Genomic DNA, 26,563 nt, shown 5'->3' on the forward strand with positions numbered 1-26,563 from the left:
GGCGGTCCGCCCTACTCCGCAGGAGGTAGGCGCGGTCACTCCCGGCAGCCGACGCGGAACAGGTGCGTCTACCGGCAGTCTCGTTGTCATGAACGAGACAGGGGTTCCACTGGTCGAGGTGATCGGCCTGACGAAGAGGTACGGCGACACGCTCGCGGTCGACGGTGTCGACCTGACGGTCCTGCCGGGTGAGGTGTACGGGTTCCTCGGGCCGAACGGCGCCGGGAAGACCACGACACTGCGGATTCTGACCGGGCTGATCGCGCCGACCACCGGGACGATCAAAGTGCTGGGTGGGCGGCCGGGGAGTCCCGACGTACTGGGCAAGACGGGGTCGATGATCGAGTCGCCCGCGTTCTATCCGTATCTGTCCGGGCTGGACAACCTGCGGTTGCTCGCCGAGTACGCCGAGGTGCCTCGGCAGCGGATCGACGAGGTGCTGGAGCTTGTCGATCTGCGGGATCGCGCCCGCGACCGGTTCTCGACGTACTCCCTGGGGATGAAGCAGCGGCTCGGGGTGGCGGCCGCCCTGCTGAAGGATCCGGAGCTGGTGATCCTGGACGAGCCGACCAACGGGCTCGACCCGGCAGGCATGCGCGACATGCGCCGGCTGATCCGTGAACTCGGATCCGACGGACGCACCGTCCTCCTGTCCAGCCATCTCCTCGGCGAGGTTCAGCAGATCTGCGACCGGGTCGGCATCATCGACTCCGGCCGGATGGTTGCCGAGCACAACGTCGAGGATCTGCTCGGCAACCAGGAACTCCTGGTTCGCGCCGAACCGCAGCCGGCCGCGTACGCCGTACTGACCAAGCTGCTCGGCACGAACGCCGTGCACCGGTACGACGAAACGCTCCGGGTGCAAGTGGATCCGGGGCGGGCGGCCGAGGTGAACCGGGTTCTCGTCGAGGCCGGGGTCGCCGTGTCCGAGTTGCACAGCACCGAACGCGCTCTCGAGGACCTGTTCTTCGAGCTGACGACCAGTGAGGAGAAGGCTGATGTTGGGTAGCTATCGCGCGGAACTGTTGAAGCTCCGCAAGCGCTCCGCGGTCTGGGTACTGTTCGGCGCCGGTCTGATCCTGAGCCTGATCTTCGGTTACCTACTCCCCTACCTGGGCTATGCGACCGGCGATCAGAATCCACAGACCACCGGCGTCCCCCGGGACGCGATCCTGGCCGGGATGCTCCCGGCACGAGTCATCGACAACACGATCGGCGGCTACCCGATCTTCGCGGGTGCGCTCGCGCTGGTCCTGGGCGCGATCGTGATCGGCGGCGAGTACACCTGGGGCACGCTGAAGACGATCTTCACCCAGCGGCCCGGGCGCGCCTCGATCCTCGGTGCCCAGTTCCTCGGGCTCGCCACGATGATCGCGCTGTGGGTGCTCGGGATCTTCACTGCCTGCGCCCTGTGCAGTATCGGAATCGCAGCGGCAGAAGGCGGATCGATGAGTTGGCCGGGCATCACAGACATCCTGCAAGGACTCGCCGGCGGTTGGCTGGTCCTGATGACCTGGTGTCTGGCCGGCGCGGCGCTGGCCGTTGCCTTCCGCAACGTTGCGCTGCCGATCGGACTCGGCGTGGTGTGGATCCTCGGCATCGAGACCTTGCTGGCCGGCGTGGTCAACAGCCTGCTGCCCGACCTCAAGTTCCTGTCCAACGCACTACCTGGGGCCAACGCCGGCTCGCTGGTCTTCGCGGTGACCGGAATGGCCACCGGCGACGCACCTCCCGGCGTACGGGATGCGGTCGACGGCGGCCGGGCCCTCGCGACCTTGCTGGCCTACTGCCTGATCTTTGCCGGAGTCGCCGCGTGGACGACGAGGCGGCGAGACGTCAGCTGATGCCGGCGTGGACGAGGGCGAGTTCGCAGAACATCGCGTTGGCCCAGGAGAACCACTCGCGGGTGAACTGGGTCGGGTCGTCGACGTCGAAACCCTCGTGCATGAGTCCGGTGCCGCCGGTGGTGTCGCGGAGGAGCTCCAGCAACTGCTGGCGTTCCTCCGCTGACGTGCTCGAAATGCCTTGCACAGCAAGGGCGATGTGCCAGATGTAGCGGGGCGGGGTGTGCGGGCTGCCGATGCCGGAGGCCGCCGTACCGGTGTAGTAGTAGGGGTTCTCCGGGCTCAGTAGGAGCTTGCGGGTCGCCAGGTACGTCGGGTCGTCGGGCGCGGCGAACCCGGAGAGCGGAGCGCTCAGCAGCGACGGCATGTTGGCGTCGTCCATCAGCAGCGACTCACCCATCCCGTCCACCTCGTAGGCGTAGACGCGCCCGTACTCCGGGTGGTCGACGGTCCCGTGCTGGGCGATCCCGTCCTCGATCGAGGCCTTGAGCTCCTTGGCGCGCGCGGCCAGCGACTCGTCGCCGAAGACCTCGGTCGCGATCTCCTGCAGGTAGCCCAGAACGACGGCAGCGAACATGTTTCCGGGCACGTTGAACCCGAGATCGGTGGCGTCGTCACTCGGCCGGAACGCGCTCCACGACATCCCGGTCGGCTGGGTGAGTCGCCCGAGGCCGCCGCGGACCAGGCTGTCGGACGGGCGGTCGTCGTGCCGCTGGAACCGGTACGGCGAACGCGCCTCGTGATCCTGCTCGACCGTCCACAGCTCGAGGATCGCCTCGGCCGCCGGGCGGAACCGCGCGTCGATCACGTCGGCACGGCCGGTGATCCGCCACAGCTTGTAGGCCAGGTCGAGCGGGAAGCACAGCGAGTCGATCTCGTACTTGCGCTCCCACACCCACGGCGACATCTCGGTCTCGTCGGTCGTGTGCCCGGCGCCGTTCGCCTCCTTGTTGAAGGCGTTCGCATACGGATCCAGTACGACGTACTCCAGTTGCCGGTGCAGTACGCCGATCAGCACGTCCTGCAGACCCGGATCGTCCTTGCACAGCAGCAGGTAGGGGCGCAGTTGCGCCGCGGAGTCGCGCAACCACATCGCCGGGATGTCGCCGGTCAGCACGAACGTCGTACCGTCCGGCAACCGCTCGGCCACGGCCGGCAGGTTCTCGGCCATCGACCGCCGGAACATCTCCGCGATCACGTCGTCCCCACTGGCCGCGCGGACCTTCTCGGTAGCACCGGCCAGCACGTCGGGATCGATCATCTTCTCCATCTACCTTTCAGCAACGAGTTCGCGTTCCGGCGAGAACGTGTGGTCCAGCACCAGGCTGCCGGCTCCGATCGCCCCGGCATCCGCGCCGAGCGCCGTACCGGTGACTTCGACCCCGTGGATCGTGCGGACCGTGAAGCGGCTCTGCACAGCGGCCCGGACCCGGTCGGTCAGCAGCGGGGCGAGCTGCTCGTAGTACGGGCCGCCGAAGACCACGCGGTCCAGGTCGAGCAGGTTCGCCACGTCCTCGACCACCTTGGCGATCCGCTCGGCCAGTGCCGTGATGATCTCGGCCGCGGCCCCGGGCCCGGCGGCGGCCAGCGTACACAGCCTGGTGAAGGCGGCGTCCACCGCCTGGCGGTCGTCGAGGTCGATGCTCTGGGCAAGTACTCCGGCCTGGACCGCTTGGTGCACGAGGTACCGCGGTCGGCTGGTCTCGCCGACGCAACCCCGGCGGCCGCAGAAGCAGAGCGGGCCGTCCGGGTCGACGATCACATGACCGATCTCGCCCGCATTGCTGGACGAGCCGCGGACCACCTCGTTGCCGAGGACCAGGCCGGCGCCGACACCGGTGCCGAGATAGAAGAAGACGAAGTTGCCTGGTCCGCTGACCCACTTCTCGGCCGCGGCGGCCGCGGTGACGTCCTTGTCGAGCAGGACTGGCATGCCGGTTCGCTCGCGCAGTTCGTCCCGCAACGGCACCAGATGCCAGGCGGACAGGTTTGGTGGGTCGACGACGACTCCGCGCTCGGCGTCGATCGGGCCGGGGGCAGCGATGCCGACGCCGATCACGCGGCTGCGTAGAGCTGCGGATTTGTCGATGACGGCTTCGACTGTGTCGGCGATGGCGGCGATCAGCACGTCCGGATCGTCGTCCTCGGGCGGGGCGAGCTGGCGGCGGGCGACGACTCCCCCGGTCAGGTCGAGCAGTACGACGGTGACGACCGCGGGGTCGAGGTGGACACCTACGGCGTACTGGCCGCCGGGTTCGAGTTCCAGCAGGGTGCGCGGTTTGCCGAGGCCGGTGCTCTTCTGGCGACCGGCTTCGCGGACCAGGCCGGCGTCGAGCAGTCGGCGGATGATGTTCGAGATGGCCTGCCCGGACAGGCCGGTGGCCGCGGCTAGCTCGACCCTGCTGAGCTGCGCGCTGCGGCGAATCGCGTCCAGGACCACTGCGTCGTTGTACCCACCGACACGATCGAGATTCGTCCCCCTGCGGATGCTCATCCTGAGATCGGGTCCACTCCCCAGGGCTGCGACCAGTCGTACTGGATCGTGCCTGCCCCACTGCGCCATTGCGTCGGGGTCGTGTTAACCAACCAGTTGGTTGGTTCGATCCCGCCGGCGTCGCCGCCGTCGAGCGCCAGCCGGATCCCGGCCCGCAGCGCCCGGTCCGTGCGCTCGGTGCGAGCTGATGGATCGATCGACAGGAACAACGCGGTACCCGACCTCGCGATCAGATCGAGGAACCGCTCATTCAGCTCCCAGGGAGTCTGCGGCGTACACGGCACGCAGTCGGCATCGACGGTGAAGAACCGTCCATGCTGCGGCAGCCGGAACGCGAGCGTGTTGACGCCCATCTTGCGGGTTCGCTCCCAGTCGCGCCCGGACGTGTCGTCGCCGGTCCGCTGCACATCGACCAGCCCGGCCGCGAGGTGGCCGACTGTGTTGCACCCAATCAGTACGACGTCCTGCGCCGCGTCGCGAATCGCGCGGTAGAACGCGAGCACGATCTCGGCCGTCGTCCGGCTCGGATCGTGCAACTGCCAACCGCTGTCGGTGAGCCGCGAGCCCATCGCGGGGCCGAACGCACCAAAGACGTCGTACGTGCTGAAGTCGTGTTTGACGAGCTCGAAACCCCAGTCCTTGAACCTCGTCAGGTCCGCGCGGACCAGGTCCAGCACGTCCGGGTACGACGGGTCGAGGGCCCGGCCGGGCTTGTCGTGCGGACCAGAACTGGCGTGGCGGCCGGGCTCGCGGACCAGGAGTGGGCGGAACCACAGTCCGGGCCGGGCGCCGATCGCCGCGATCGCGGCCGCCGTACCGGCGAGGTCGTCGAAGACGCCCGGGATGCCATGGTCCCACGGTCCGCCGGAGGCGATACCGCCCGGGTACCAACCGTCGTCGACCACGCTGAACGGTTTGACCGGATGGCCGTCGGCGAGCTCGACGATGGTGGCGGCGTCGGTGAGGACGGCCTTCTCGTCGAAGTTCTCGCCGTACGCGTAGTACCAGTTGTTGGCCCCGACCACCGGCGCGGGCTCAGGTCGCGCCGGCAGTCGGGAGCTCATGGTGGCGACCGCTGCGTGGAGGGTCTGCCAGGGGGTGCCGCCGTGTTCGAATGCTTTGACGGTAGCTGCTGTGAGGGTCCGGCCGTTAAGCCTGGTCGGACCGCCGCCATTGCGGAGGTCGAGCCAGAGGGTGAAACCGTCGGCGTCGACAGTCCAGGCGGCGAAGGCGCTCGGCTGCACCTCGACCCCGGCGCCGGTGGTGCGGCCGGTGGCTGGGTCGTGGACGAGGAAGTACCACGGGAGCAGGCGTTCGGGCTGCTGATGCCGCCACTGGAGGTCGCCGTACGAGCGCTCCCAGGCGTCGCCGAGGATCAGGGCGTCAGGTTTGAGGGGTTCACGCCAGCGGAGGGCGACGCGGGTGATCGTGTCGGCGGTGACCTCGACCGTGCCGTCGTTCCAGCCGACGTCGATACCGGCGGCCGACCAAGTGCCGTCCCGCCGGGCCTCGATCAGGTCGTCGTCGCGCTGGACGAAGACCGCGCTGGGTTCCCTCACTCGACCCCCTCGACTTTCCCCATTGACTTTAGTTAGTGCGGCCGACGAGCGTCAAGATGCCCTCGACCAGGCGGTCCACGTCGGATTGGTCCGTGTACGGCGCGAGCCCGGCGCGGACCGCGCCGTCGGTGAGCCCGAGGTGGCGGGCGGGTTCGTAGGCGTAGAACGTGCCGGCCGGGGCGTTCACTCCGGCCGCGGCGAGATGCTGGGCAACCTCGCCGGGGGTGTGACCGTCCAGGGTGAACAGCAGGGTCGGCGTACGGCGGGCTGCGTGACCGTAGAGCACCAGGCCGGGGACCGCTTGGAGCCGAGCTTCGAGGTCGTCGCGGAGGGCGTCCTCGTGGGCCTCGACCAGGGCGAGCGAATCGTTCAGCCGCTCGCGGCGGGTTGCACCGTCGCCGCCGAGGTTGGCCAAGAAGTCGACAGCGGCCGTCGTACCGGCGAGCAGTTCGTAGGGCAGGGTCCCCAGCTCGAACCGCTCCGGTACGACGTCGGTCGCGGGGAGCAGCTTGTCCGGGCGCAGCGTCTCGAGCAGCTCGGGACGCGCGGTCAGCACCCCGAGATGCGGGCCGAAGAACTTGTACGGCGAGCAGACGTAGAAGTCGGCGTACGACGTGTCGACCGGGGCGTGGGCGGTCAGGTGCACGCCGTCGACATATAGGAGGGCGCCGGCTTCGTGGACCTGCGTCGCGATGGCCTCGGTGTCTGGCCGGGTGCCGAGCAGGTTGGAGGCTCCGGTGACGGCCACCAACTTCGTGCGGTCGGACAGCAACGGCGTGAGGTCGTCGAGCTCCGAGGTCTCGCGATCGAACTCGAGCCAGCGGACCGTCGCTTGGGCAGCCTCGGCGGCCTGGACCCAGGGGCGGACGTTCGCGTCGTGGTCGAGACGGCTGACAACGATCTCATCGCCGGGGCCCCAGGCCTTGGCGAGCGTGCGGGAGAAGTCGTACGTCAGCTGGGTCATGCTGCGGCCGAACACGATGCCGTCGGCGGTGGACCCGAGCAGGTCGGCCATCGCCGTACGGGCGTCGTGGACGATGCCGTCGGCGCGACGCTCGGCAGGCGTGAGTTGACCGCGGTTCGCGAGCGCCGAGGTGAGGGTGGCCGAGACCGCGTCAGCGACCACCTGCGGGGTCTGCGAACCACCAGGGCCGTCGAAATGCGCGGCGCCCTCACTGAGTGCCGGGAACTGCTTGCGGACCGCAATGACATCGAAGGCACCCATGCACGTCATCCTCTCCCGCCGAACCGGTTCTGAGCCAGCGCGTGCCCGTGTCCGGACAAACCTGTGCCCGGATCCGGAAATCGCAGTACGAATTGTCGGTGACGTGGTGCAGGATGTCAGGAGTGAGCACCCCGACGACTACTGACAAGGTTCCGACGCGAGCCTGGCTTCCGACCATGCTGACCCTGGCCGCCATCTGGGGTTGCAGCTTCCTGTTCATCTCGGTCGGCGTCCGGGAACTGCCGCCGCTCTACCTGGCCCTCGGCCGGGTCACCGCGGGCGCGATTGTGCTGCTGGTCTTCCTGGCGATCAAGCGCGAGTCACTCCCCCGCGACCGCCGCCTGTGGGCGCATTCCTTCGTGGTCGGCGCGGTCGGCTCGGCCATCCCGTGGACCCTGTTCGGGTACGGCGAGGAGCGCATCCCGTCCCTGCTCGCCGGCATCTGGAACGGCATCACCCCGCTGGTCGTGCTGCCGATCGCCGTACTGATCTTCCGCACCGAGCTCTTCTCACTGCAGCGCGGCCTCGGCCTGGTGGTCGGCTTCGTCGGCATGCTCGTCGTCCTCGGCGCCTGGAACGTCAGCGGCGGCGCCGACCTGACCGGCCAGATCCTCTGCATGCTCGCCGCCGTGTGCTACGGCATCGCCGTCCCGTACCAGAAGCGCTTCCTCGCCGGCAGCAGCATCTCCGGAACCGCCCTCTCGGCAACCCTGCTGCTCTGCGCCATGCTCCAACTCGCGATCGTCGCCCCGTTGGTCACCCGCCAGGCCCCGCCCGCCCCCTGGTCCCTGTCCATCGAGGTCCTCGGCAGCGTCCTGGCCCTCGGCGCCCTAGGCAGCGGCATCGCCTTCGTCCTCAGCATGCGCAACATCCGCCTGATCGGCGCCAGCCGCTCCGCGATGGTCACCTACCTGATGCCGATCTTCTCCATCCTGGTCGGCGTCATCGTCCTCCGCGAACACATCACCTGGTACCAACCAGTCGGCGGCCTAGTCGTCCTCCTCGGCGTCGCCATCTCCCAAGGCGTCTTCAATTTCCGCACCAAGCCGAAGCCGGTGGTCGGCACCCCGGAGGCGGTCAGCCCCTAGCTGCGGCGGCGGAGGTTGGGGATGGCGGCTACTACGACGGCGGCGAAGGCGAGGATGGTGCCGGCGATGACTGGCAGTGTGACTGCCTTGTCGGCGGCGGGGGCGAGGAGGTCGATGGCGAGGCTGGCGACTAGTTGGCCGGCGATGGTGCCTAGGCCGAGGACGAAGACGCCTACTACGCGGACGACGGCTGCGGCGACGCTCATGAAGATGACGCCGCAGGCCCCGCCGAGGTAGAGCCAGGGGTTGCTCGGGAGGGCGTTGGGGGCGCCGCGGAGGGCTAGGTCGATGGCGAAGACGACCACCAGGGCTACGAAGCCGACGCCGAAGTTGATTGCGCCGGCCGCGACGGCGCCGTACGGGCCGCCTGCGGCGGTTTGAGCTACTCGGCCGTTGATGGCTTGCTGGACTGCGGTTGCGATACCGCCGAGGGCTGGGAGGATCGCGAGTAGGAGACCGCTCGCGTGACCGAACTGCTCGGAGACCGCGAGCACGACGGCCACCAGCGCGATGGCGGCGCCGACGATTCGCAGGGTAGTGAACTCCTGGCGGCCGGCCGGGCCGAAGCCGAGGCGGTCGACGACGAGGCTGCTGCCAGCCTGCCCGGCGATCATCGCAACGATGAAGACCGCGACACCGGTCACGTGCACGGTGATCGACTGCACCGAGACCACCCAGGCGCCGCAGAGGCCGCCGATGCACTGCCACCAGCGCAGACCGCCGGCGTTCAGTGGGTCGCGGATGGCGTGCCAGACGTTGCCGAGCGAACGGCGGATTCCCGGGACGAGGGCCGCCGCGATCGCCAGGATCACCGAGCCGCTGCCGAAGGAGATCAGCGCGGCCGGGATCCCGTCGTCGAGCAGTTCGCCCAGTCCGCCGTTCAGCCGGGACTGGATCGCGAACAACGCCCCGATGCCGAAGGCGGCGGCCAGCCCGGCTGCTTGCTGCCGACGGGCCGAGACTTCGGGGCGGTTAGCGATAACAGTCACCAGACCATCATGACCGTTCCATCTGATGCACCTGACAGCAGGTCCAGCAAGTGGGCGCTCAGCTACGGCGGATCAGCGCCAGATACATCGCGTCGGTGCCCTGCCGATGCGGCCACAGCTGTACGTCGGGACCGTCGCCGAGTTCAGGCACGTCCGGGAACAGCTCCCGAGCGTCCTCGAGAGTCGCGTCGTCCCGCTTGGCCAGGACGGCGTCGACGACTGCACGGGTCTCGTCCGGATGCGGTGAGCAGGTGACGTAAGCAACGACTCCACCCGAGCGGACCGACGTGATCGCCGAATCGAGCAGATCCTCCTGCAGCGGTCGGAGCTCCTCGACATCCTCCGGCGTACGACGCCAGCGGGCCTCCGGCCGACGGCGAAGCGCACCGAGTCCACTGCACGGTACGTCGGCCAGCACGCGGTCGAACGAACCATCCGCCCAGGTCGGCTTCGTACCGTCCCCGACCAGCACCTGGTGATCACCCGGAATCGCACGAAGATTCGCGCGAACGAGCTCGGCCCGGTGCTCGAGCGGTTCAACCGCGGTCAACGCGCCATCGCGCTTCTCGACCAGCGCCGCGAGCAACGCCGACTTCCCGCCCGGACCCGCGCACAGGTCGAGCCACTCGGTGTCGGAACCCTCGATCGGCGCGTTCGCCAACGCGAGCGCGACGAGCTGCGAGCCCTCGTCCTGAACACCGGCCCGACCGGTCGCCACGGCCGCGATCCGGCCGGGATCACCGCCGCTTTGCAGAACAGCGGCGTACGGCGACCATTTCGCGCGGCTGGCGCCGGCCTCGATCAGTTCGTCGACCGTGGACAGCCCGGGTCGCGCGACCAGGGTGACGCGCGGCGGCTCGTTGTCGGCGTCGAGCAGATCTTCCAGCTCGTCGTCACCCAGCAGTCGCGCGAACGCCTCGACCTCCCAGGTCGGATGCGCCTTCGCGACCGCAAGATGCAGAAGCCGGTTCTCCTCGATGGACGGCGCGACCGCGTCGATCCACTGGTCGAACGTGCGCTGACTGATCTTGCGCAGTACGGCGTTCACCAGGCCGCTGCGCTTGTGCCCGATCATGACCCGGGTCAGCGTGACCATCTCGTCGACGGCGGCGTACGAGTCGACGCGCATTCGCAGCAGCTGGTGGGTGCCGAGGGTGAGGATGTCGAGCAGCTCCGGGTCCAGCTCGTTCAGCGGACGATCGACGCAGCGCGCCAGGAAGGCGTCGTACGTGCCCTGCCAGCGCAGCGTGCCGTGCACGAGCTCGGTGCAGAACGCCGCGTCGCGACCGGCAAGTCGAGCGTCGCGAAGCGCCTTGTTCAGCACGAGATTCGCGTAGCCGCCCTCGGAGGTGACCTGGCGGACCACCTTGTAGGCAACCTGCCGCACCTTGTCCGCCTTCTTCTGCGGATCCCGATTGCGCGGCGTACGGTCACTCACCGAGTTTGTCCTCTTCAGTCAGACGGATCCCGCGGGCCCAGTCGGCGGCGGCCATCGGCTTCTTGCCCTGCGGCTGGACGGTCAGCAACTCGACCGCCTTGCTGCCGGTACCAATGCGGACGCTCGACTTCGTTGCGTTGATCTCCCCCGGCTTCAGCTCCTCATCGGTCAACGAAACCGCGAGCACCTTGAGCCGCTCACCGCGGAAGGTCGTCCATGCACCCGGCGCCGGGTTGCAGCCGCGGACCAGCCGGTCCACGCGCAGCGCGGGCGCGGTCAGGTCCAGCTCGGCGTCCTCGACGTTGATCTTCGGCGCCAGCGAGACACCGTCGGCCGGCTGCTCCTGCGCCTGAAGGATCCCGTCCTCGATCCCGTCCAGCGTGTCCACGAGCAGCTTCGACCCCGACTCGGCCAGCCGTGCCAACAGGTCGCCTGACGTGTCCGTCGGCCCGATCGGCTCAGTCAGTACGCCGAACACCGGGCCGGCGTCGAGTGCCTTCACGATGCGGAACGTGCTGGCCCCGGTCACGTCGTCCCCGGCGATGATCGAGTGCTGCACCGGCGCGGCACCACGCCAGGCCGGCAGAACCGAGAAATGCAGGTTCACCCAGCCGTGCTCCGGGATGTCCAACGCTGCCTGCGGCAACAAACCGCCGTACGCGACGACCGGGCAACAATCCGGCGCGATCTCGGCGAGCCGGGCCAGGAACTCCGGGTCGCTGGGCTTCACCGGCTTCAGGATCTCGATCCCACCGAGCTCCTCGGCGTACTGCGCGACCGGCGACGCGACCAGTTTGCGCCCGCGCCCGGCCGGCGCGTCCGGACGGGTGACCACGGCAACGAGTTCGTGGCGGCTGGCAACGATCGCGCGCAAAGCGGTCACGGCGGGTTCCGGCGTACCGGCGAAGACGACTCTCACAGGGCAAATCCGTTCGCGGAGCTCACAGGCCGAAGCCGTTCGTGGGGTGGGGGGAGATCTTGATCTGCGGTGGGCCGGAGAGGCCGGACCATTCGGCTTCGCGGATCGCCTTCATCGCCTGCTTGCGGGTTGCGGTGTCGAGGCGGTCGACGAAGAGGATGCCATCCAGGTGGTCGGTCTCGTGCTGGATCGCGCGGGCCAGGTATTCGGAGCCCTCGATCACCACGGGATCGCCGTACATGTTGAAGCCGCGGGCGATCACGGACTGCGCGCGCCGGCAGTCGAAATACAGGCCTGGGATGGACAGGCAGCCCTCGGGGCCGAACTGTTCGTCGTCGGACAGGGTGAGCTCGGGGTTCACCAGGTGACCCAGCTCGCCGTCGACGTGGTAGGTGAAGACGCGCAGTCCGACGCCGATCTGCGGCGCGGCCAGGCCGGAACCGGGCGCTGCCTGCATGGTGTCCGCGAGGTCCGCGACCAGGCGGCGCAGTTCGGCGTCGAAGTCGACGACCGGTACCGCCTTGGTGGTCAGGACGGGGTCGCCGAACAGGCGGATGGGTTGGACCGACACAGACTCTCCACAACGTTCACTGACCAGGACTGAGCAAGTCTAGTGCGCCTGGCCTCGAGGCCAGGGCCCGGAGGGGGCTCCCGTTAGTTGCCTCAAACACGTACTGTGGTCCCAGGCGTACCTACAGTCACTGTCGTCCCACGCCTAACGGGAGACACAATGCGCACAGCAGCACGGGGGGCCACTCTGATCGTCCTGGGTGCACTTCTGACCCAGGCGCCACTGAACGCTTCCGCCTATCAGCCCCGCGACCCGGAGCTGGCCCGACCTGCTCCCACAAGTACGCCGACGATCCTGCCGACCGTTTCACCGCCTGGACCGGAGCCAGCCAGTACGACGGTTGCGACGCCCCCGGCCGCGGAGTCGTGGAGCGAGCTGAGCGAGCAGGTGGTCGAGACGTCACCGGACGATCTGCAGGCCTCGGACACCTCGACGCAGGCCGCATCGATGCTGCGGTGTTTCAAGCTCGAGGAGGAGAACTACTGCCTCGGGCTCGGGTTCGTGGACCAACTGCCGACCGGCGCGCAGGTCGAGGAGACGGTGACCGCGCCCGATGTCTCGGCGAACGCCGACGACGGCGTTGAGCAGGACATCGACACTGGCGACCAGACACCGCAGTCCTTTGTGGCGGAGCGGGCGGCGTTGCCTCGGAGCGAGCGGGTGGATGCCGAGCTCGACGAGATGAAGGCCGCGTGGGAAGGCCGGGAGAAGGCGCGTGCACTTCGGCTGCTCGACGCCTCCGCGGACGAGCGCACGGCTTCCGATGCCACCCCGACACCGACACCGACTCCCACGCCGACCGCGACACCGACGCGAACCACGCCAACGGTGCCGGTGCCGACCCCGGGTCCGCAGCCGCCGGTGCAGGTGGTGAAGCTGCCGAAGTCGGCGTACATCATGAGGGGTTTCCAGACCTCGCAGGAGAAGGGGTTCTGGTGCGGTCCGGCGACGTTCCAGTCGATCGACTGGGCCGACGACCGGCAGAAGGACACCCAGAAGTCATGGGCCAAGGACCTCGGGTCGACCAGCTCCGGGACCGGGATCACCGCGATGGTGAAGCAGACCAACCTGAAGACCGACTGGGATGTTGCCGCCGGCACCTACATCGTGCAGAACGTCTCGCACTGGAACACGCAGAAGTTCTTCACCGTGCACCAGAAGCACCTCGGTGACGACAAGCCGGCGCCGGTGATCGAGCACGTGCAGCTGCTCAAGCGGTACTTCCCGTACCTCGCCTTCAACCACAGCGGGCACTACCAGGTCGGCCGTGGGTACGACCGGGCCAAGGGCACCATCGCGATCTTCGAGGTGTTCAACGAGCGCCGCTTCAACAGTCGCGGCAACGTCACCGACGGACCGAAGAACATCCCGGCCTCGGCCCTGTTCAACGCGACGCTGGCCAACTCCTTCCAGAACATCGGACTGTGACCTGAATGCGTCGTACCACCGTTGCCGTCGGCGTCTTGCTTCTGTTGGGTGTGGCCGGTTGCTCGTCCTCCGACAACACGTCCGGGAAGCCGCCGGTCGGCACTCCCCCGCCGCCGCCCAGCTCGGCGACGCCGCCGGCCCAGACCAACACCGCCGTACCGGTCTGGGCGAAGGTGCTGCGGCAGCCGGTCGACGGGCAGCACCTCGTCACCCAGCAGCGCAAGTACGTCGTGACGCGCGGCAGCGACGAGGCCGGCACCACCACGATTGCCGACAAGTCGCGGAAGAAGGTGATCGTGCGGCACGTCCCCGCCAAGGGCTTCGTCGCACAGTCGCCGGTCGTGATCGACGACAACTGGGCGCTGATCGAGGACATCCGGTCGGAGGGATCCGACCCGGAGATCAGAGTCGTCCGGTATGACCTGGGCACCGGTCGCGTCGGTGGGATCGGCAAGCTCCCGCGCGTCTCGGAACCGGAGATCGGCGCGTACGACGGAACGTTCGCCTACAGCTCGACTGATGCGAAGAACCGGTCGTGCCTGGTCGTCGCATCGCTGGCCGAGTTGTCGTCCCGGACGGTGGCGTGCGTGGCCGCGCCCGGGTACATCGCCGATCCGGTGGTGTCGGCGGACTCGGTGACGTTCAGCGAGATCACCGCGCCGGAGACGGCCGGCCGGTGCAAGCGGGTGCTCATCGCGTCGTTGTCTGGCGGTCCGGCTCGGCCGGTGCCAGCGGCAACCAAGTGCATCCAGTGGAGTGGCGCTTCGGTGGGCGGCGCGACGATCTGGTCCGAGGTGGCTGCGTCGGATCCGGATCAGTACCAGAGCAAGGCCTATCTGCGGGAGTCCGCGGACGCCCCGGCCCGCGCGCTCGGCGCGGTGGCGACCGACACGATCCTTGCCTGCGGCAACTGGATTCTGTGGGAGACGCGGACGGTCGGTGCGAGCGGCGAGGAGTCGTTCCAGATCAACCGGTGGACGGCCGGGCTGGCCAAACCGCAGCGGATTTACACCGGGAAACCCGGGATCGCGCTCACACCGATGACCTGCCAGGACAACACGGTGTACGTCGAAGCCGCCGATCTGTCCGCGAGTCCGACGTACACCGAAGCCATCTCCGCTCCTGCGAGCTGAGCGTCAGACCGCTAGGCCGAGGTTCCGGAGGTGTACGCGGAGATCGGCGGCGCCGGTGAAGCGTTCCGAGATCATCCCGACCGCGCGGGCGCCGTCGACGTTGTGCTGCATGTCGTCGGTGTAGAAGGTTCGCGCCGGGTCGAGCTTGTAGCGCTCCAGCAGGATCCGGTAGATCTTCTCGCCCGGCTTGACGGTCTGCTCGGTCCCGGAGACGACCTCGCCGTCGAACGTGGTCAGAATCGGGAACGCCTCCTGCGCCACCTCCCACTTCTCGTGCGAGAAGTTGGTCAGCGCGTACGTCGGTAGGCCGAGCGAGCGGATCTCGGTCAGCAGCTCGGCCGTGTCCTCGTAGACGCCCTTGACCATCTTGAGCCAGCCGGTGTCGTACGCCTCGATCCACTCGGCGTGCTCCGGGTGCTGGCCGGCCAGCTCGGCGACCGCCTCGGCCCAGGTCCGGCCCGCGTCCTGCTGCGCGTTCCACGTCCGGGTCGCGACGTTGGTCAGGAAGTGCGTCCGCTGCTGCTCATCCGGGATCAGGTCGGCGTACAGGTAGTCCGGACTCCAGTCCAGCAACACCCCACCGATGTCGAACACCACCGCGTCGATCGTCCGCTCAGTCATGCTCGCAACCCTACGTGGCACTCGCGGGAGCGGCTGACTTCACTGTTCGCAGGACGGGCACGGTTTCGAGGGCGGTGATGGGTTCGATCGCGCCGACGCGTTCGGTCAGGTAGGTGTGGAGCGCGTCGGGGCTCGGGCAGAGAGCGTGGGCCACGAGGTTCGTCCGGCCGGTGGTGGCGGCGACGAAGGCGAGTTCGTCGTGCTTGGCGAGTGCTCGGGCTACTGCGTCGGCATGCGCGGGCGGGACGGACAGCCAGAGCATGGCGGCGGTAGTTGCGCCGAAGGCGTTCGGGTCGACGTCCACGTCGAAGAAGATCGCGCCACTCGCCTCGAGGTCGGCGAGGCGCCGGGTGACCGTGGCCGGTGCCCAGCCAGTCTGGTTGGCGAGATCGGCGATGGTGGCGCGGCCGTCGGCGCCGAGGGCGGTCAGCAGTTTCCGATCGGTCGGGAGAACCTCGGCTGTGCTGCCTGGGAACGGGTGAGAAAGCGCTCTCTCCTGATCTTGGGTGAGCGTCGTTGCCCGAGCGCCCCACGCGGTCGGACCGCCGACGTACAGGTGCAGGAGGTAGTGGGCGGAGACCGAGGTGATGCCCGCGGTCCGCGGGATGTCGTGCAGCAGGAGGGTGTTACCGTCGGCCGGCGTGGTGTGGACGATGGCCACGATCTCGGTACCGCCGGACGCCAGCTTGATCCAACTGGTGTCGGAACGGCGAGAGAGCGCGCTCGCGAGATCTTGCGCGGCGCGCGGTGTCGCGGTCAGGCGGACGAGCCACTGGGAGCGGCCGGCCCGATGCGGGTCAGGCAGCCCGATCACGCGCAGGCCGGCCTCGGCGCGCAGCCGCTGGTAGCGCCGCGCGACGGTCTGCGTCGATACCCCGAGCACCGCGCCGATGCGGCTGTACGGCGCTCGGCCGGCGAGCTGCAGCGCGTGGATCAAGGCGCGATCGATCTCGTCCAGCATGGAAAGATCATCACGCAGAGCGCTCTCCGAGGGAAGATCTCTGCACATTCATCTGCCTGACTGGAACGGATGATGAGTGAACCGCGACCGTGCTGCTACCGACATCTGGGAGGCAGCAATGCGGAAATGGGTGGGACTGGTCGCCCTACTGGTGGCCGAAGCGATGAATCTGCTCGACGCCACGATCGTCCAGGTCGCCGCTCCGGTGATCCACACCGACCTTGGCGGGCGGACGGCCGACATCCAGTGGTTCAGCGCGGCGTACACCTTGCCGTTCGCGGCGCTGCTGATCACCGGTGGGCGGCTGGGCGACATCTACGGACGGCGGCGGCTGTTCCGGCTCGGGGTCGTCGGCTTCGTGCTCGCGTCGACCGCGTGTGCGCTGGCGACCCAGTCCGGCGTACTGATCGGTGCTCGGGCCGTCCAAGGCCTGACCGCGGCGGCGATCATCCCGCAGACGATCGGGCTGATCCGATCGTCGTTCTCGGGTCCGGAGCTGCCGAAGGCACTCGGGCTCATTGGGCCTGTGATGGGACTGGCCGGGATCTCGGGACCGCTCCTCGGCGGAGTCATCACCGAGGCGACCTCGTGGCGGGTCGTGTTTCTGGTGAACGTGCCGCTCGGGATCGCCGTGCTCGTGCTCGCGCGGCTGCTGCCCGAGTCGCGTTCTCCGGAACGGCCGTCGCTCGATCTGGCCGGAACGGCCTTGCTGATCACAGGGAGCGCTCTCCTGGTGTTCCCGATCCTGCAGTCGCAGGACTGGATCCTGTTGCCGCTCGGGATTGCCGTTCTCGGCGGTTGCGTCCTGCAGCAGCGCCGCAGCGGAAGCCGGTTGCTCGAGCTGAGTCTGTTCAGGAGAAGCGGCTTCGGGGCGGCGCTCGGGACGTCGGCGTTGTTCTTCGCGGTGATGAGCGGCCTGACGCTGGTCGTCGTCCTGCATCAGCAGCTCACGCTGCACCACAGCGTCATGCGCGCAAGTCTCGTACTACTCCCCTGGTCGGCGGTCTCCGGGATCGCGTCCTGGTGCGCCGGACAGTGGCTGATCCAGCGCTTCGGCTCACGCCTCATGTACGTCGGCCTCGCCGTACTGCTGATCGGTTTGCTCGCAACGCGGCTCTGGATCGCACCCGGGTTAGGAATCTGCGGCGCCGGCGTCGGGCTGTTCACGACAGCGTTCTTCACCGAGGCGCTCCATCGTGTGCAACCGCAGGAGACCGGATCGGCAGCGGGCCTGCTGAACGCGGTTCAGCAGTTCGGCGGCACGCTGGGCGTCGCCGTACTGGGCACGATTTTTCTGCACCACCCGGCGACCCCGCAGCGGGCGTTCCTGGTCGCGACCGCGGTCATCGTCGTCACGGTCGCAACCGCTCACCTCATGCGGTCGCCGCGTTCTCGGCAGTCCGAGCGTGGATCGCGGGAGAGAGCGCGTACTGCGCGATGAAGATGACCACGCCGAGCAGGGCGACGCCGATCCAGGTCATCGTCGGACCGAGATGCTGGAGCGCGTTAGGCCCGGCCAGCGGTCCGATCACCGAGCCGAACCCGAACGACATCCCGAAGATCCCCATGTAGCCGCCGCGCAGGTCGGTCGGGGCGATATCGGCGAAGACCGCCCCGATCACCGCGGCGAAACCGATCTCCCCGATCGACCACACCACCACCGACAATGCGTAACCCCACCAGTTGTGCACGACCGCGCCGAGCCCGAACCCGAGTCCGACGATCAGCATCGACACTCCCACCAGCTTCGGCCGGTCGAAGGTCGCCAGCCGCTTCACCAGCAGTGGTTGCAGGATCACGATCACGACCCCGTTCAGCCCGATCACCGTCCCGTAGAGCGACGACGGCAGACCGTCGCGAGCCATTGCCAGCGGCAACGTCGAGTAACCCTGGAAATAGATGGTCGCGTACCCGATCTGGATCAGCACCATCCCGATGAAGATCCGGTCCCGCAGCACGACCGGCAGCAGTGGCCGGCGGCTCGTACCTTCCTCGAGCTTCGGCCGGGTCTCCGGCACCATCGTCCAGATCACGATGCCCGCGACCACCGAGGTCCCCGCGTTCAGCCAGAACAGCAGTCCGTAGCCGAGCGACGCCAGCACACCTGCGCTCACGGTCGAGACCGAGAACCCGAGGTTGATCGCCCAGAACAGCAGCCCGTACGCGCGAACGCGCTCTCCCGGTTCCAGGAGATCGGCCACCGTCGCCGAGACCGCCGCCCGGAACAGATCGCCGAGCAGCCCGACCGCGAACGCGGTCGCCCAGATCATCGGCATCGACCGGGCCGAACCCAGCAGGACCAGCGCCACCGCGGTCCCGAAGAAACAGATCAGCATCGTCGCGCGGCGACCGACTCGGTCCGACAGCCAGCCGCCGACGAACTGCGACACCACGCTGCCGGCGCCGACCGCGGCCGCCACGGCACCCGCCGTACCGGCGGACAGGTGCCGGTCCTGGGTGAGGTAGAGGACGAGGAACGGTTGGACGAAACTGCCGAGCCGGTTGACCAGCTGGCAGACCCAGAGTGCCCAGAACGCCCGCGGCAGGGTTCGGGACGCGCTGGGTTCGGTGATCGGGGCTGCACTCATGAGACAACTGTCCGAACTTCGAGGGTCACTGTCGACGATTAGCCTCAGAACTAATCCTCTGCGGTGGACCCAACCGATTTTACGATGGCTGGGTGATCACACTCAGGCTGAATGCGGGTGACGTCGGCCGGATCCGGTTCGCGCTCTCCCCGATCTGGGAGGCGGTCACCAGTGTCCGGGCGTTGAGCAACAACACGGCACGCAGTGTGCACGGACCGTGGCTGCAGAAGGTCCGGCCGACCATCGAGGGCCCGGACCTGACGTTGCTCAGGGCACTCATTCCGCCGGTCGGCTACATCCCGGACTTCATCACGCCGGCACCCCCGCGCCGCTCGACCAGCCTCGAGTCCGGACTGGCCGCGATCGCCGGGACGCCACCCGACCTGGTGGTACGCGAGCTCCAGAAGCTGTACGACGAGAACCCGGATCCGCTGGTACCGGCGCTGATCGCGGATCCGCAGAGAGCGCTCTCGGAGATCACGGCCGCGATCTCGTCGTACTTCCGGCGCGCGATCGAACCGGATTGGCGACGGATGCGCTCCCTGCTGCAGGAAGACCTCGCGTATCGGCTGGACGAGCTGGCGAGCGGTGGGATCGAGCGGCTGTTCCGCAACCTGCACCCGTCGGTGCGGTTCCACGGCGGCCTGATCGAGATCGACCGGCCGTTCTGCTGTCACGGCGAACCGCAGACCGGGCAGGGCGTGCTGCTGGTCCCGTGCGTCTTCACCTGGCCGGCCGCGCTGCCGGTCACCGGCGCACCGCACGTTCCGACCATCACCTACCCACCCCGCGGCCTCGGCCGCCTGTGGGAGGACCGCCAGGACACCACCGACTCCCCGCTGGCCGACCTGGTCGGCCGCACCCGGGCCGCCATCGTCAGCCACCTGGACCTGCCGATGTCGACCACCCACCTGGCCCACCAGCTAGGTGTCTCCGCCCCCACGCTCAGCGTCCACCTGAGCATCCTCCGCAACGCCGGCCTGGTCGACTCCCGCCGCGACGGCCGAGCAGTCCTCTACCACCGCACCAGCCTGGGCACGCAACTGCTGACCGCCTCCACTCCCCTGGCCAACACCGCCTGACGAGCCGCTGTCGGTTGAGGTTGCCCCAGGGGCAGACCTGATACTGGTTGCGCTCAGACCGAGGAGGCCAGGATGGAGTTACTCGAACCGCCCCGCATCGTCGAGCGGCCGCAGCAGGACTATCTCGGCATCCGCGTGATCACGCCGTTCCGCGGCATGTTGAGCGTCCGGAACGAGTTGATCGATGAGCTCGACACCTGGCTGCGTGCCCGGGGCATCGATGACACCGGACTGTTCTTCCTCCGGCTGCATGTGATCGACATGAGCGGCCCGATGGACCTGGAGGTCGGCGTGGTCACGCCGGGCCCGACGGACGGGGATGAGCGCGTGCGGCCCGCCGTACTGCCGGCTGGTCGCTATGCGACGCTGACCTACCGCAACCATTCGCTCCGCGCGAACCGGGCCCTCATCGACTGGGCCGCCGAGCAAGGCATCGCCTTCGATCGGCACGATGTCGCCGAGGGCGACCTGTTCGCGTGTCGGTACGAGGCGTTCCGCACCGATCCACGGACTGAACCGCGAAAGACGAAATGGGTGGTCGAGCTCAACTTCGCCATCACTGAGAACTAGCCGAAGCCGGGTGGGTCCACCTGGATGCGGACCGAGCCGGGGTTCTTCTTGGTGGTTCGCGCCGCTTGGGCTTCTTTGAGAGCGCGGACCAGTTGGGTGCCTGCGGCTCGCGGGGTGCGGACAACGGCTTTGACGGTTTCGTCGTCGACATCGACCGGGCCCAGGACTTCGAGGCCGGCCTCGGGTGGGAGGAGAGCGCGGAGTCGTTCGATCAGGTCGGCGACTGCGGCGGAAGGGCCGGTCAATTCGGCGAGTTTGGCAGCGGGGGCGAGGCGGGCGGTACGGCGTTCTTCCACTTCGCGAGTCGCCCATCCCTCCGGGCTCCAGCGCACAACCGCCTGCAGGGGAAGGGCCGATGGGTCGCCGACGAGGATGACCATGCCGCCGTCGCGCGCCGGGCGAACGAGGGCGGCCGCGTTGAGCCAGCGGCGGACGGCTTCTTCGGGAGCCCGAAGGTCGGGGCGCGAGAGCATCAGCCAGGTGTCGAGCAGGAGGGCCGCGGTGTAGCCACCGTCGGCGACTGGTTCCGAGCCCGGTGTGGTCACGATCAGCGCCGGTTGGTCGGACACGCGATCGAGCATGTGCTCGCCGCCCGAGGTCCGCACGACGATGCCGGGAAACGCCCGCCCCAACTCCTCCGCCGTACGGCGTGCTCCCACGACGGCGGCGCGCATCCTCGGGTCACCACATTCGGGGCAGCGGTGGTCGGCGGCCGGCCGGCCACAGATGCTGCAGCTCGCCGGTCCGGATCGACCCATCAGCCGCAAGGTCCCTGAGCAGGTTGCGCACCGCGATGGCGCCCGGCAGGTCTGGCAGACCAGGCTCGGCAGGTAGCCGGCCCGCGGATTCTGAACCAGGACCGGTCCCGAAAGCAGCCCCTCGCGGGCGATCTCGAAAGCGCGGTGCGGTAGTCGAGCCGCGCGCGCGGCCGGGTCGCGGGCCAGGTCGGTGTCCGATTCGCCGGTGATGTGCACCGAAGGCGCGGCTGCGCGGATCGCCGTTCGGTCGGCGATGAGCTCGCCCGCGAAGCCTGACTCGATCACCGCGGCCGCCTCGGCCGACCGTGCGAACCCGCCGAGCAGCGCGGCACAGTTTTGCTTGAACGCGCGCAGCAGCAGGACTTCACGGGCATGCGGGTACGGCGCGCGCGCTTCGGCGTACGAGTCGTCGCCGTCGTCCCACATAGCCACGAGACCGAGGTTCGCGACCGGGGCGAATGCGGCTGCGCGGGTGCCGATGACTACGCGCGCGTTGCCACGCAGTGCCGCGAGGAACGCTCGGTACCGCGCGGTCGGGCCGAGGTCGGCCGACAAGGTGACGAAGCCGGAGTCGCCGAGCACCGCCGTACAAGCGTCTTCGAGTCGTTTGAGGTCACGTGCGTCCGGGGCCAGCAGCAACGTACCGCGGCCCGCCGCCGAACACACCGCGGCCGCCTGGGCGAAGGCGAGCGGCCAATCGGCACCCGGTACGGCGGTCCAGATCGCACGCGGCGTCTCCGAACGGGCGATCGCGTCAAGGAACCCCGGCGGGTACGGCGACCAGGCCGATCGCGAGGTGGAGAGCGGCGGAGGCGGCGGCTGGTCGCAGCGCAACGGCTCGGCCTCGACCTTGGCGTGGCGAGGTGGGACGGCCAGGCGGGTGACGTCGGGCAGGACCCCCGCGTACCGGTCGGCGACCGCGCGACACAGGTCGGCGATCTCCGGCGTCAGCACCTGCTCGGGCGACACGACCTTGCGGATCCGGGCGAGTTTGCCGTCGTGATCGGACTCGGCCAGCCGCTCAAGCACGAACCCGTCCAGGTCCTTGCCGGCGAACCGCACCTTCACCCGGGCACCCGGCTGCGCGGCATCCGCCAGGTCGTCGGGGACGAGGTAGTCGAACGGCCGGTCCAGGTGCGGCAACGAGACATCGACCGCGATCCGGGCCACCGGCAACGAGGACGTGATCCCGGCCGGCTCCTTGGTCCGGGATTTGCGCACAGTGTCCCGCAGCAGCGTCAGTTGCTCCGGCGGATCCGATGTCACCGGGAAAGGTTAGTCGCCCCGGCCGACACTTCGTCGCAGGCGGCCCGCAGCCTGTGGATAACGCGCCGCGGACCCAGGGGCCATCACAACTGCAGTCCACGAAGAGCCGCACACGGGGAGCCGGCGACGGCGGCCATTTGTGATGGCTTGTAGGTCCGCAGGACAAGGCGACGGCCCGGCCGCCGAGGGGCAGCCGGGCCGGGAGTACGCCGTGCTTACTTGTTGACTGCGGCCTTCAGCGCCTCGACGCGGTCGGTGCGCTCCCAGGTGAAGTCCGCGCCGGTGCGGCCGAAGTGGCCGTTGGCGGCGGTCTGGGTGTAGATCGGGCGGAGCAGGTCGAGGTCGCGGATGATCGCGGCCGGGCGGAGGTCGAAGACCTCGGCGACGGCGTCGGCGATCTGGGCGACCGGGATCTTCTCGGTCCCGAACGTGTCGACGTAGAAACCGACCGGGGCGGCCTTGCCGATCGCGTAGGCGACCTGGCACTCGACACGGTCGGCCAGGCCGGCGGCGACGATGTTCTTCGCCACCCAGCGCATCGCGTACGCCGCGGACCGGTCCACCTTCGACGGGTCCTTGCCGGAGAACGCGCCACCACCGTGCCGCGCCATGCCGCCGTACGTGTCGATGATGATCTTGCGGCCGGTCAGGCCGGCGTCGCCCATCGGGCCGCCGATCTCGAAGCGGCCGGTCGGGTTGACCAGCAGCTTGTAGTCGGCCGAGTCGATGTCGAACTGTTCCAGCACCGGGTCGACGACGTGCTTCTTGATGTCCGGCGCCAGCATCGACTCGAGGTTGATGTCCGCCGCGTGCTGGCTGGACACGACCACGGTGTCGATCCGGACCGCCTTGTCACCGTCGTACTCGACCGTGACCTGGGTCTTGCCGTCCGGGCGCAGGTAGGCCAGCGTGCCGTCCTTGCGGACCTCGGACAGCCGCGCCGACAGCCGGTGCGCGATCGTGATCGGCAGCGGCATCAGCTCCGGCGTCTCGTTGGACGCGTAGCCGAACATGAGCCCCTGGTCGCCTGCCCCCTGCAGGTCCAGCTCGTCCTTCGACGCGTCCGAACGCGTCTCGTACGCCGTGTCGACGCCCTGCGCGATATCGGCCGACTGGCTGCCGATCGCGATCGACACCCCACAGGACGCGCCGTCGAACCCCTTCAGCGACGAGTCGTACCCGATCTCCAGGATGCGCTTGCGCACGATCCCGGGAATGTCGACGTACGCCGAGGTGGTGACCTCACCGGCCACCACGACCAGGCCGGTCGTGACGAGCGTCTCGACCGCCACGCGGCTCTTCGGGTCCGCCGTCAGCAGCGCGTCGAGAATGGAATCGCTGATCTGGTCAGCGATCTTGTCCGGGTGACCCTCGGTCACGGACTCGGACGTGAAAAGGCGCCTGCCCACAATTCTCCCTCGGATTCCTCTTTGTGCCGCGTGATCGACCCCACGACCACGCGATCCCCCCATGCACCGGCGGTTGACGATGCATCTTCGGCGAGTATGCCAGCGTTTCCGGGCAGAGTCCCGGGGACGCACCGATTCCGTCCGGATCCCGGGATCGTTGTCCAGATTCTAGACAGTTACCTGATCCTCAGGCGTGCGGACCTACCGTGATCTCGCCCACTGTTAGGGTACCCTTAGTGCTTTGAATTGTCGCCACACGGTCCACCGCGGCGGCCAGTGCGGCCTGCTGCCGGCGGTTCAGCCGGACCAGCGGCTCGACGGTCACCTGAAGGTTGCGGCCGCTCTTCTTCTGGTGCCAGACCCCGGCCACGGAACCGTCGATCAGCAACAACGGGTAGTTACCGGCCTGACCACGGTTCGTGGCGCGCTCGAGCGCCTTCCCCGGGAACACGAGCTCACGCGGGAAGCAGCCGACGCCGTACGCATCGAAGTACGGCAGCAGGTGCACGCCCTCCACCGGCTCGTCGGTGAACTCCTCGTCGCCCGGCGCCACGAAGCCGAACTCGGTCTCCGGGAGACCCTCGAAGTACGGCCTGACGACGGTGACCGTGGACTTGATCCAGCGCGCGAACTGCTGCGGGGTCGCGGGTCCGTACGCGTACAGGTAGCTGTGGAGCAACGCGGGGAGCGCTCTCTCCGGATCCATCGGCGCGAAAGCTCCCCGCCGCTGCGGAGTCGTGTACGTCGTGACTCGGCCGCGGTTCGCGCCATAACAGAGCACGCCCGCGTTGGCCGCGTCGGGAATGACCTGCCGCCAGCGCGGCCACCAGGTCTGGAACGCGGGCATCACCAGGTCGCCTGCCCAGGGACCGGTACGGCGGACCACCTCGTCCGAGAGTTCGTCGACGGTGAGCTCCGCGTCAGAGAGCGCTTCCCCGATGGCCGCGATCACCTCGGCCTTCTGATCAGCCGTCATCCGCATGGCCTCGGGCGGCGGCGGACCTCCGAGCAACGCGGAGAGCGCTCCCGTCCACATCGGCAGATCCTCGAGCGGGAGCAGATGCACGGTTCCGCGCGGGCCGAAGGTCTTCACCAGGCCTTCGTCGTTCTGGACCGTCTCGCGGGTCGCGCCCTCGACCCGCAGCGCCACGGACGTCTCCCCCGCGGTGAGGACCTGAGCATGCGCTCCACACATCGCCCGTACGGCGTCGACCGGGCTCACCGCGGGTTCGGTCAGGTAATGCCGGCGCATCCGCCGTGCCACGACCGCCTGCCAAGAGATCTCCATGACCACGACCCTAGGTGGAGTAGCGGTCAGGAACTGTCCTCACTCCCAGTGGGCGGCGACCAGGTTCCAGATCACGCCGGCCAGGGCGTCCTTGCTACCGGACGGAACCGGGAGAGCGCTCCCCGAGCGATCCAGGATGACGGCCTCGTTGTTGTCGCTGCCGAACACCTTGCCGCCGGACACGTCGTTCACGACCAGCAGGTCGCAGCCCTTGCGCTCGAGCTTGGCCCGGCCGAGGTCGAGCACCGAGTGCTCCGCGTCCCCGGTCTCGGCGGCGAAGCCGACGATCACCTGACCGGTACGGCGGCGGTCGTGCGAAACGGTCTGCAGAATGTCCGGGTTCTGCACGAGATTGACCGCCGGGACCGAACCGTCGGCGGTCTTCTTGATCTTGTGCTCGGCGACATCGGCCGGCCGGAAGTCAGCCGGGGCGGCCGCCATCACGATCGCGTCCGCATCCGCGGCACGGCCGGTGATCTCGTCGTACAGGTCGCGGGTGCTGGTGACCGGGACGACCTGTACGCCGGCTGGGTCGGGGAGCTCGGAGTTCGCCGCGACCAGGGTGACCTTGGCGCCGCGGGCGGCCGCGATCCGGGCCAGTGCGTAGCCCTGCTTACCCGACGAGGAGTTGCCGAGGTAGCGGACCGGGTCGAGGTGCTCGCGCGTGCCGCCTGCGCTGACCAGGACATGCTTGCCGGTCAGGTCGGCGACCGACTGGCCGGCCGCGCGAGCCGCCTCGTCGGCGAGCATCAGCTGGCTGATCGCGAAGATCTCCGAGGGTTCGGGCAAGCGTCCGCGGCCGGTGTCGGTGCCGGTCAGCCGGCCGACGGCAGGCTCCAGCACGGTGATCCCGCGCGAACGCAGGGTCGCCACGTTGGCCTGGGTCGCGGGGTGTTCCCACATCTCGGTGTGCATGGCGGCCGCGAACAGGATCGGGCAGCGGGCCGTCAGCAGCGTGTTGGTGAGCAGGTCGTCGGCCAGGCCGTGCGCGGCCTTGGCGATCAGGTTGGCCGTGGCGGGCGCGACGACGACCAGCTCGGCCGCCTTGCCGATCCGCACATGCGGCACTTCCTGCACGTTGTCGAACGGATCCGAAGTGACGGCCTGACCGGACAACGCCGCCCAGGTCGCGGCACCGACGAACTCCAGCGCCGCCGCGGTCGGCACCACCCGCACGCTGTGGCCGGACTCGGTCAGCCGCCGCAGCAGATCACAAACCTTGTACGCCGCGATGCCGCCACCCACGCCGAGAACGACATTCGGCCGAGGCTTGGTCGCAGGCGACTGTGATGAGGGGGAAGCAGAGCTCACGGGAGCCTCCGAGCCGTGGTC

General features: G+C 68.7%; 23 protein-coding genes. 8 read left to right on the top strand and 15 right to left on the bottom strand.

Annotated features, from left to right (window positions below; all coding sequences use genetic code 11):
• Positions 1–88 precede the first annotated feature (88 nt).
• Both ACFTSF_RS22110 and ACFTSF_RS22115 read left to right on the top strand, forming a co-directional pair.
• A complete protein-coding gene (locus tag ACFTSF_RS22110; RefSeq protein WP_344146127.1) occupies positions 89–1,009 on the top strand; it encodes an ABC transporter ATP-binding protein in 921 nt (306 codons plus the stop codon).
• On the top strand, positions 999–1,844 hold the full coding sequence (locus tag ACFTSF_RS22115; RefSeq protein ID WP_380155586.1) for an ABC transporter permease subunit: 846 nt from the start codon (positions 999–1,001) through the stop codon (positions 1,842–1,844). Before ACFTSF_RS22110 ends, ACFTSF_RS22115 begins: the two co-directional genes overlap by 11 nt.
• Here the strand turns inward: ACFTSF_RS22115 and ACFTSF_RS22120 are convergent.
• Genes ACFTSF_RS22120 through ACFTSF_RS22135 form a run of 4 tightly spaced genes read right to left on the bottom strand, consistent with a single transcriptional unit; the run spans position 1,837 to position 7,122 of the window.
• Complete coding sequence (locus tag ACFTSF_RS22120) at positions 1,837–3,105, bottom strand: glycoside hydrolase family 125 protein (RefSeq protein ID WP_380155587.1); 1,269 nt, start codon at positions 3,103–3,105, stop codon at positions 1,837–1,839. The two genes, ACFTSF_RS22115 and ACFTSF_RS22120, sit on opposite strands and share 8 nt — an antisense overlap.
• 9 nt (positions 3,106–3,114) lie before the next feature.
• Complete coding sequence (locus tag ACFTSF_RS22125; RefSeq protein ID WP_380155588.1) at positions 3,115–4,338, bottom strand: ROK family transcriptional regulator; 1,224 nt, start codon at positions 4,336–4,338, stop codon at positions 3,115–3,117.
• Positions 4,335–5,897, bottom strand: a complete 1,563-nt coding sequence (locus ACFTSF_RS22130; RefSeq protein WP_380155589.1) for a hypothetical protein — start codon at positions 5,895–5,897, stop codon at positions 4,335–4,337. The genes ACFTSF_RS22125 and ACFTSF_RS22130 overlap by 4 nt, the downstream gene beginning before the upstream one ends.
• A gap of 28 nt (positions 5,898–5,925) precedes the next feature.
• On the bottom strand, positions 5,926–7,122 hold the full coding sequence (locus tag ACFTSF_RS22135; RefSeq protein ID WP_380155590.1) for a cysteine desulfurase-like protein: 1,197 nt from the start codon (positions 7,120–7,122) through the stop codon (positions 5,926–5,928).
• A 122-nt stretch (positions 7,123–7,244) separates the two neighbouring features.
• Here ACFTSF_RS22135 and ACFTSF_RS22140 point away from each other — a divergent pair, with 122 nt between their 5' ends.
• Positions 7,245–8,210, top strand: coding sequence for a DMT family transporter (locus ACFTSF_RS22140; protein ID WP_380155591.1), 966 nt, complete (start codon positions 7,245–7,247; stop codon positions 8,208–8,210).
• On the opposite strand, the gene ACFTSF_RS22145 is transcribed toward ACFTSF_RS22140, so the two are convergent.
• From ACFTSF_RS22145 to def, 4 genes are read right to left on the bottom strand one after another with little or no spacing between them, the layout of a single operon-like run.
• A complete protein-coding gene (locus tag ACFTSF_RS22145) occupies positions 8,207–9,199 on the bottom strand; it encodes a DMT family transporter (protein WP_380155592.1) in 993 nt (330 codons plus the stop codon). The genes ACFTSF_RS22140 and ACFTSF_RS22145 overlap by 4 nt on opposite strands.
• 58 nt (positions 9,200–9,257) lie before the next feature.
• Positions 9,258–10,637 (bottom strand): RsmB/NOP family class I SAM-dependent RNA methyltransferase, encoded by a 1,380-nt coding sequence (locus tag ACFTSF_RS22150; protein ID WP_380155593.1) that lies wholly within the window; start codon positions 10,635–10,637, stop codon positions 9,258–9,260.
• Positions 10,630–11,556, bottom strand: coding sequence for a methionyl-tRNA formyltransferase (gene fmt / locus ACFTSF_RS22155; protein ID WP_380155594.1), 927 nt, complete (start codon positions 11,554–11,556; stop codon positions 10,630–10,632). The genes ACFTSF_RS22150 and fmt overlap by 8 nt, the downstream gene beginning before the upstream one ends.
• Before the next feature lie 22 nt (positions 11,557–11,578).
• On the bottom strand, positions 11,579–12,127 hold the full coding sequence (def, locus tag ACFTSF_RS22160) for a peptide deformylase (RefSeq protein ID WP_344146160.1): 549 nt from the start codon (positions 12,125–12,127) through the stop codon (positions 11,579–11,581).
• Between the two features lie 159 nt (positions 12,128–12,286).
• On the opposite strand from def, the gene ACFTSF_RS22165 reads away from it, so the two are divergent.
• Both ACFTSF_RS22165 and ACFTSF_RS22170 read left to right on the top strand, forming a co-directional pair.
• Positions 12,287–13,555 (top strand): C39 family peptidase, encoded by a 1,269-nt coding sequence (locus ACFTSF_RS22165; protein ID WP_380155595.1) that lies wholly within the window; start codon positions 12,287–12,289, stop codon positions 13,553–13,555.
• Positions 13,556–13,560: 5 nt separating this feature from the next.
• Positions 13,561–14,688 (top strand): hypothetical protein, encoded by a 1,128-nt coding sequence (locus ACFTSF_RS22170; protein ID WP_380155596.1) that lies wholly within the window; start codon positions 13,561–13,563, stop codon positions 14,686–14,688.
• A 3-nt stretch (positions 14,689–14,691) separates the two neighbouring features.
• On the opposite strand, the gene ACFTSF_RS22175 is transcribed toward ACFTSF_RS22170, so the two are convergent.
• Together ACFTSF_RS22175 and ACFTSF_RS22180 are read right to left on the bottom strand one after the other, a co-directional pair.
• Positions 14,692–15,309, bottom strand: coding sequence for an HAD family hydrolase (locus ACFTSF_RS22175; protein ID WP_380155597.1), 618 nt, complete (start codon positions 15,307–15,309; stop codon positions 14,692–14,694).
• 10 nt (positions 15,310–15,319) lie between these two features.
• Positions 15,320–16,270 (bottom strand): Lrp/AsnC family transcriptional regulator, encoded by a 951-nt coding sequence (locus tag ACFTSF_RS22180; RefSeq protein WP_380155598.1) that lies wholly within the window; start codon positions 16,268–16,270, stop codon positions 15,320–15,322.
• Positions 16,271–16,388: 118 nt separating this feature from the next.
• On the opposite strand from ACFTSF_RS22180, the gene ACFTSF_RS22185 reads away from it, so the two are divergent.
• Entirely contained in the window at positions 16,389–17,711 is a 1,323-nt protein-coding gene (locus ACFTSF_RS22185) for an MFS transporter (protein ID WP_380155599.1), read from the top strand.
• On the opposite strand, the gene ACFTSF_RS22190 is transcribed toward ACFTSF_RS22185, so the two are convergent.
• Positions 17,644–18,858 (bottom strand): MDR family MFS transporter, encoded by a 1,215-nt coding sequence (locus tag ACFTSF_RS22190; protein ID WP_380155600.1) that lies wholly within the window; start codon positions 18,856–18,858, stop codon positions 17,644–17,646. The genes ACFTSF_RS22185 and ACFTSF_RS22190 overlap by 68 nt on opposite strands.
• A 92-nt stretch (positions 18,859–18,950) precedes the next feature.
• On the opposite strand from ACFTSF_RS22190, the gene ACFTSF_RS22195 reads away from it, so the two are divergent.
• Together ACFTSF_RS22195 and ACFTSF_RS22200 are read left to right on the top strand one after the other, a co-directional pair.
• Complete coding sequence (locus ACFTSF_RS22195; RefSeq protein ID WP_344146181.1) at positions 18,951–19,940, top strand: winged helix-turn-helix domain-containing protein; 990 nt, start codon at positions 18,951–18,953, stop codon at positions 19,938–19,940.
• Between the two features lie 72 nt (positions 19,941–20,012).
• Positions 20,013–20,510 carry a GyrI-like domain-containing protein gene (locus ACFTSF_RS22200; protein ID WP_380155601.1) on the top strand — a complete coding sequence of 166 codons (498 nt, stop codon included), beginning with the start codon at positions 20,013–20,015 and terminating at the stop codon, positions 20,508–20,510.
• On the opposite strand, the gene ACFTSF_RS22205 is transcribed toward ACFTSF_RS22200, so the two are convergent.
• The 4 genes from ACFTSF_RS22205 to coaBC form a co-directional block, all read right to left on the bottom strand.
• On the bottom strand, positions 20,507–22,534 hold the full coding sequence (locus ACFTSF_RS22205; RefSeq protein WP_380155602.1) for a primosomal protein N': 2,028 nt from the start codon (positions 22,532–22,534) through the stop codon (positions 20,507–20,509). The two genes, ACFTSF_RS22200 and ACFTSF_RS22205, sit on opposite strands and share 4 nt — an antisense overlap.
• Before the next feature lie 215 nt (positions 22,535–22,749).
• Entirely contained in the window at positions 22,750–23,943 is a 1,194-nt protein-coding gene (gene metK / locus ACFTSF_RS22210) for a methionine adenosyltransferase (protein ID WP_344146187.1), read from the bottom strand.
• Between the two features lie 187 nt (positions 23,944–24,130).
• Positions 24,131–25,231, bottom strand: a complete 1,101-nt coding sequence (locus tag ACFTSF_RS22215; RefSeq protein ID WP_380155603.1) for a winged helix DNA-binding domain-containing protein — start codon at positions 25,229–25,231, stop codon at positions 24,131–24,133.
• A gap of 39 nt (positions 25,232–25,270) precedes the next feature.
• Complete coding sequence (gene coaBC / locus ACFTSF_RS22220; protein ID WP_380155604.1) at positions 25,271–26,542, bottom strand: bifunctional phosphopantothenoylcysteine decarboxylase/phosphopantothenate--cysteine ligase CoaBC; 1,272 nt, start codon at positions 26,540–26,542, stop codon at positions 25,271–25,273.
• Positions 26,543–26,563: the final 21 nt, after the last annotated feature.

The organism is Kribbella sp. NPDC056951 (assembly GCF_042674205.1).
Lineage (GTDB): Bacteria > Actinomycetota > Actinomycetes > Propionibacteriales > Kribbellaceae > Kribbella > Kribbella yunnanensis.

Bases quoted from the DNA above. Each gene is read 5' to 3' on its own strand.
- ACFTSF_RS22175 (WP_380155597.1), bottom strand. From the start codon at position 15,309: ATGACTGAGCGGACGATCGACGCGGTGGTGTTCGACATCGGTGGGGTG.
- ACFTSF_RS22215 (WP_380155603.1), bottom strand. From the start codon at position 25,231: ATGGAGATCTCTTGGCAGGCGGTCGTGGCACGGCGGATGCGCCGGCAT.
- ACFTSF_RS22180 (WP_380155598.1), bottom strand. From the start codon at position 16,270: ATGCTGGACGAGATCGATCGCGCCTTGATCCACGCGCTGCAGCTCGCC.
- ACFTSF_RS22170 (WP_380155596.1), top strand. From the start codon at position 13,561: ATGCGTCGTACCACCGTTGCCGTCGGCGTCTTGCTTCTGTTGGGTGTG.
- ACFTSF_RS22125 (WP_380155588.1), bottom strand. From the start codon at position 4,338: ATGAGCATCCGCAGGGGGACGAATCTCGATCGTGTCGGTGGGTACAAC.
- ACFTSF_RS22200 (WP_380155601.1), top strand. From the start codon at position 20,013: ATGGAGTTACTCGAACCGCCCCGCATCGTCGAGCGGCCGCAGCAGGAC.
- ACFTSF_RS22110 (WP_344146127.1), top strand. From the start codon at position 89: ATGAACGAGACAGGGGTTCCACTGGTCGAGGTGATCGGCCTGACGAAG.
- ACFTSF_RS22185 (WP_380155599.1), top strand. From the start codon at position 16,389: ATGCGGAAATGGGTGGGACTGGTCGCCCTACTGGTGGCCGAAGCGATG.
- ACFTSF_RS22190 (WP_380155600.1), bottom strand. From the start codon at position 18,858: ATGAGTGCAGCCCCGATCACCGAACCCAGCGCGTCCCGAACCCTGCCG.
- ACFTSF_RS22165 (WP_380155595.1), top strand. From the start codon at position 12,287: ATGCGCACAGCAGCACGGGGGGCCACTCTGATCGTCCTGGGTGCACTT.
- ACFTSF_RS22120 (WP_380155587.1), bottom strand. From the start codon at position 3,105: ATGATCGATCCCGACGTGCTGGCCGGTGCTACCGAGAAGGTCCGCGCG.
- ACFTSF_RS22135 (WP_380155590.1), bottom strand. From the start codon at position 7,122: ATGGGTGCCTTCGATGTCATTGCGGTCCGCAAGCAGTTCCCGGCACTC.
- ACFTSF_RS22115 (WP_380155586.1), top strand. From the start codon at position 999: ATGTTGGGTAGCTATCGCGCGGAACTGTTGAAGCTCCGCAAGCGCTCC.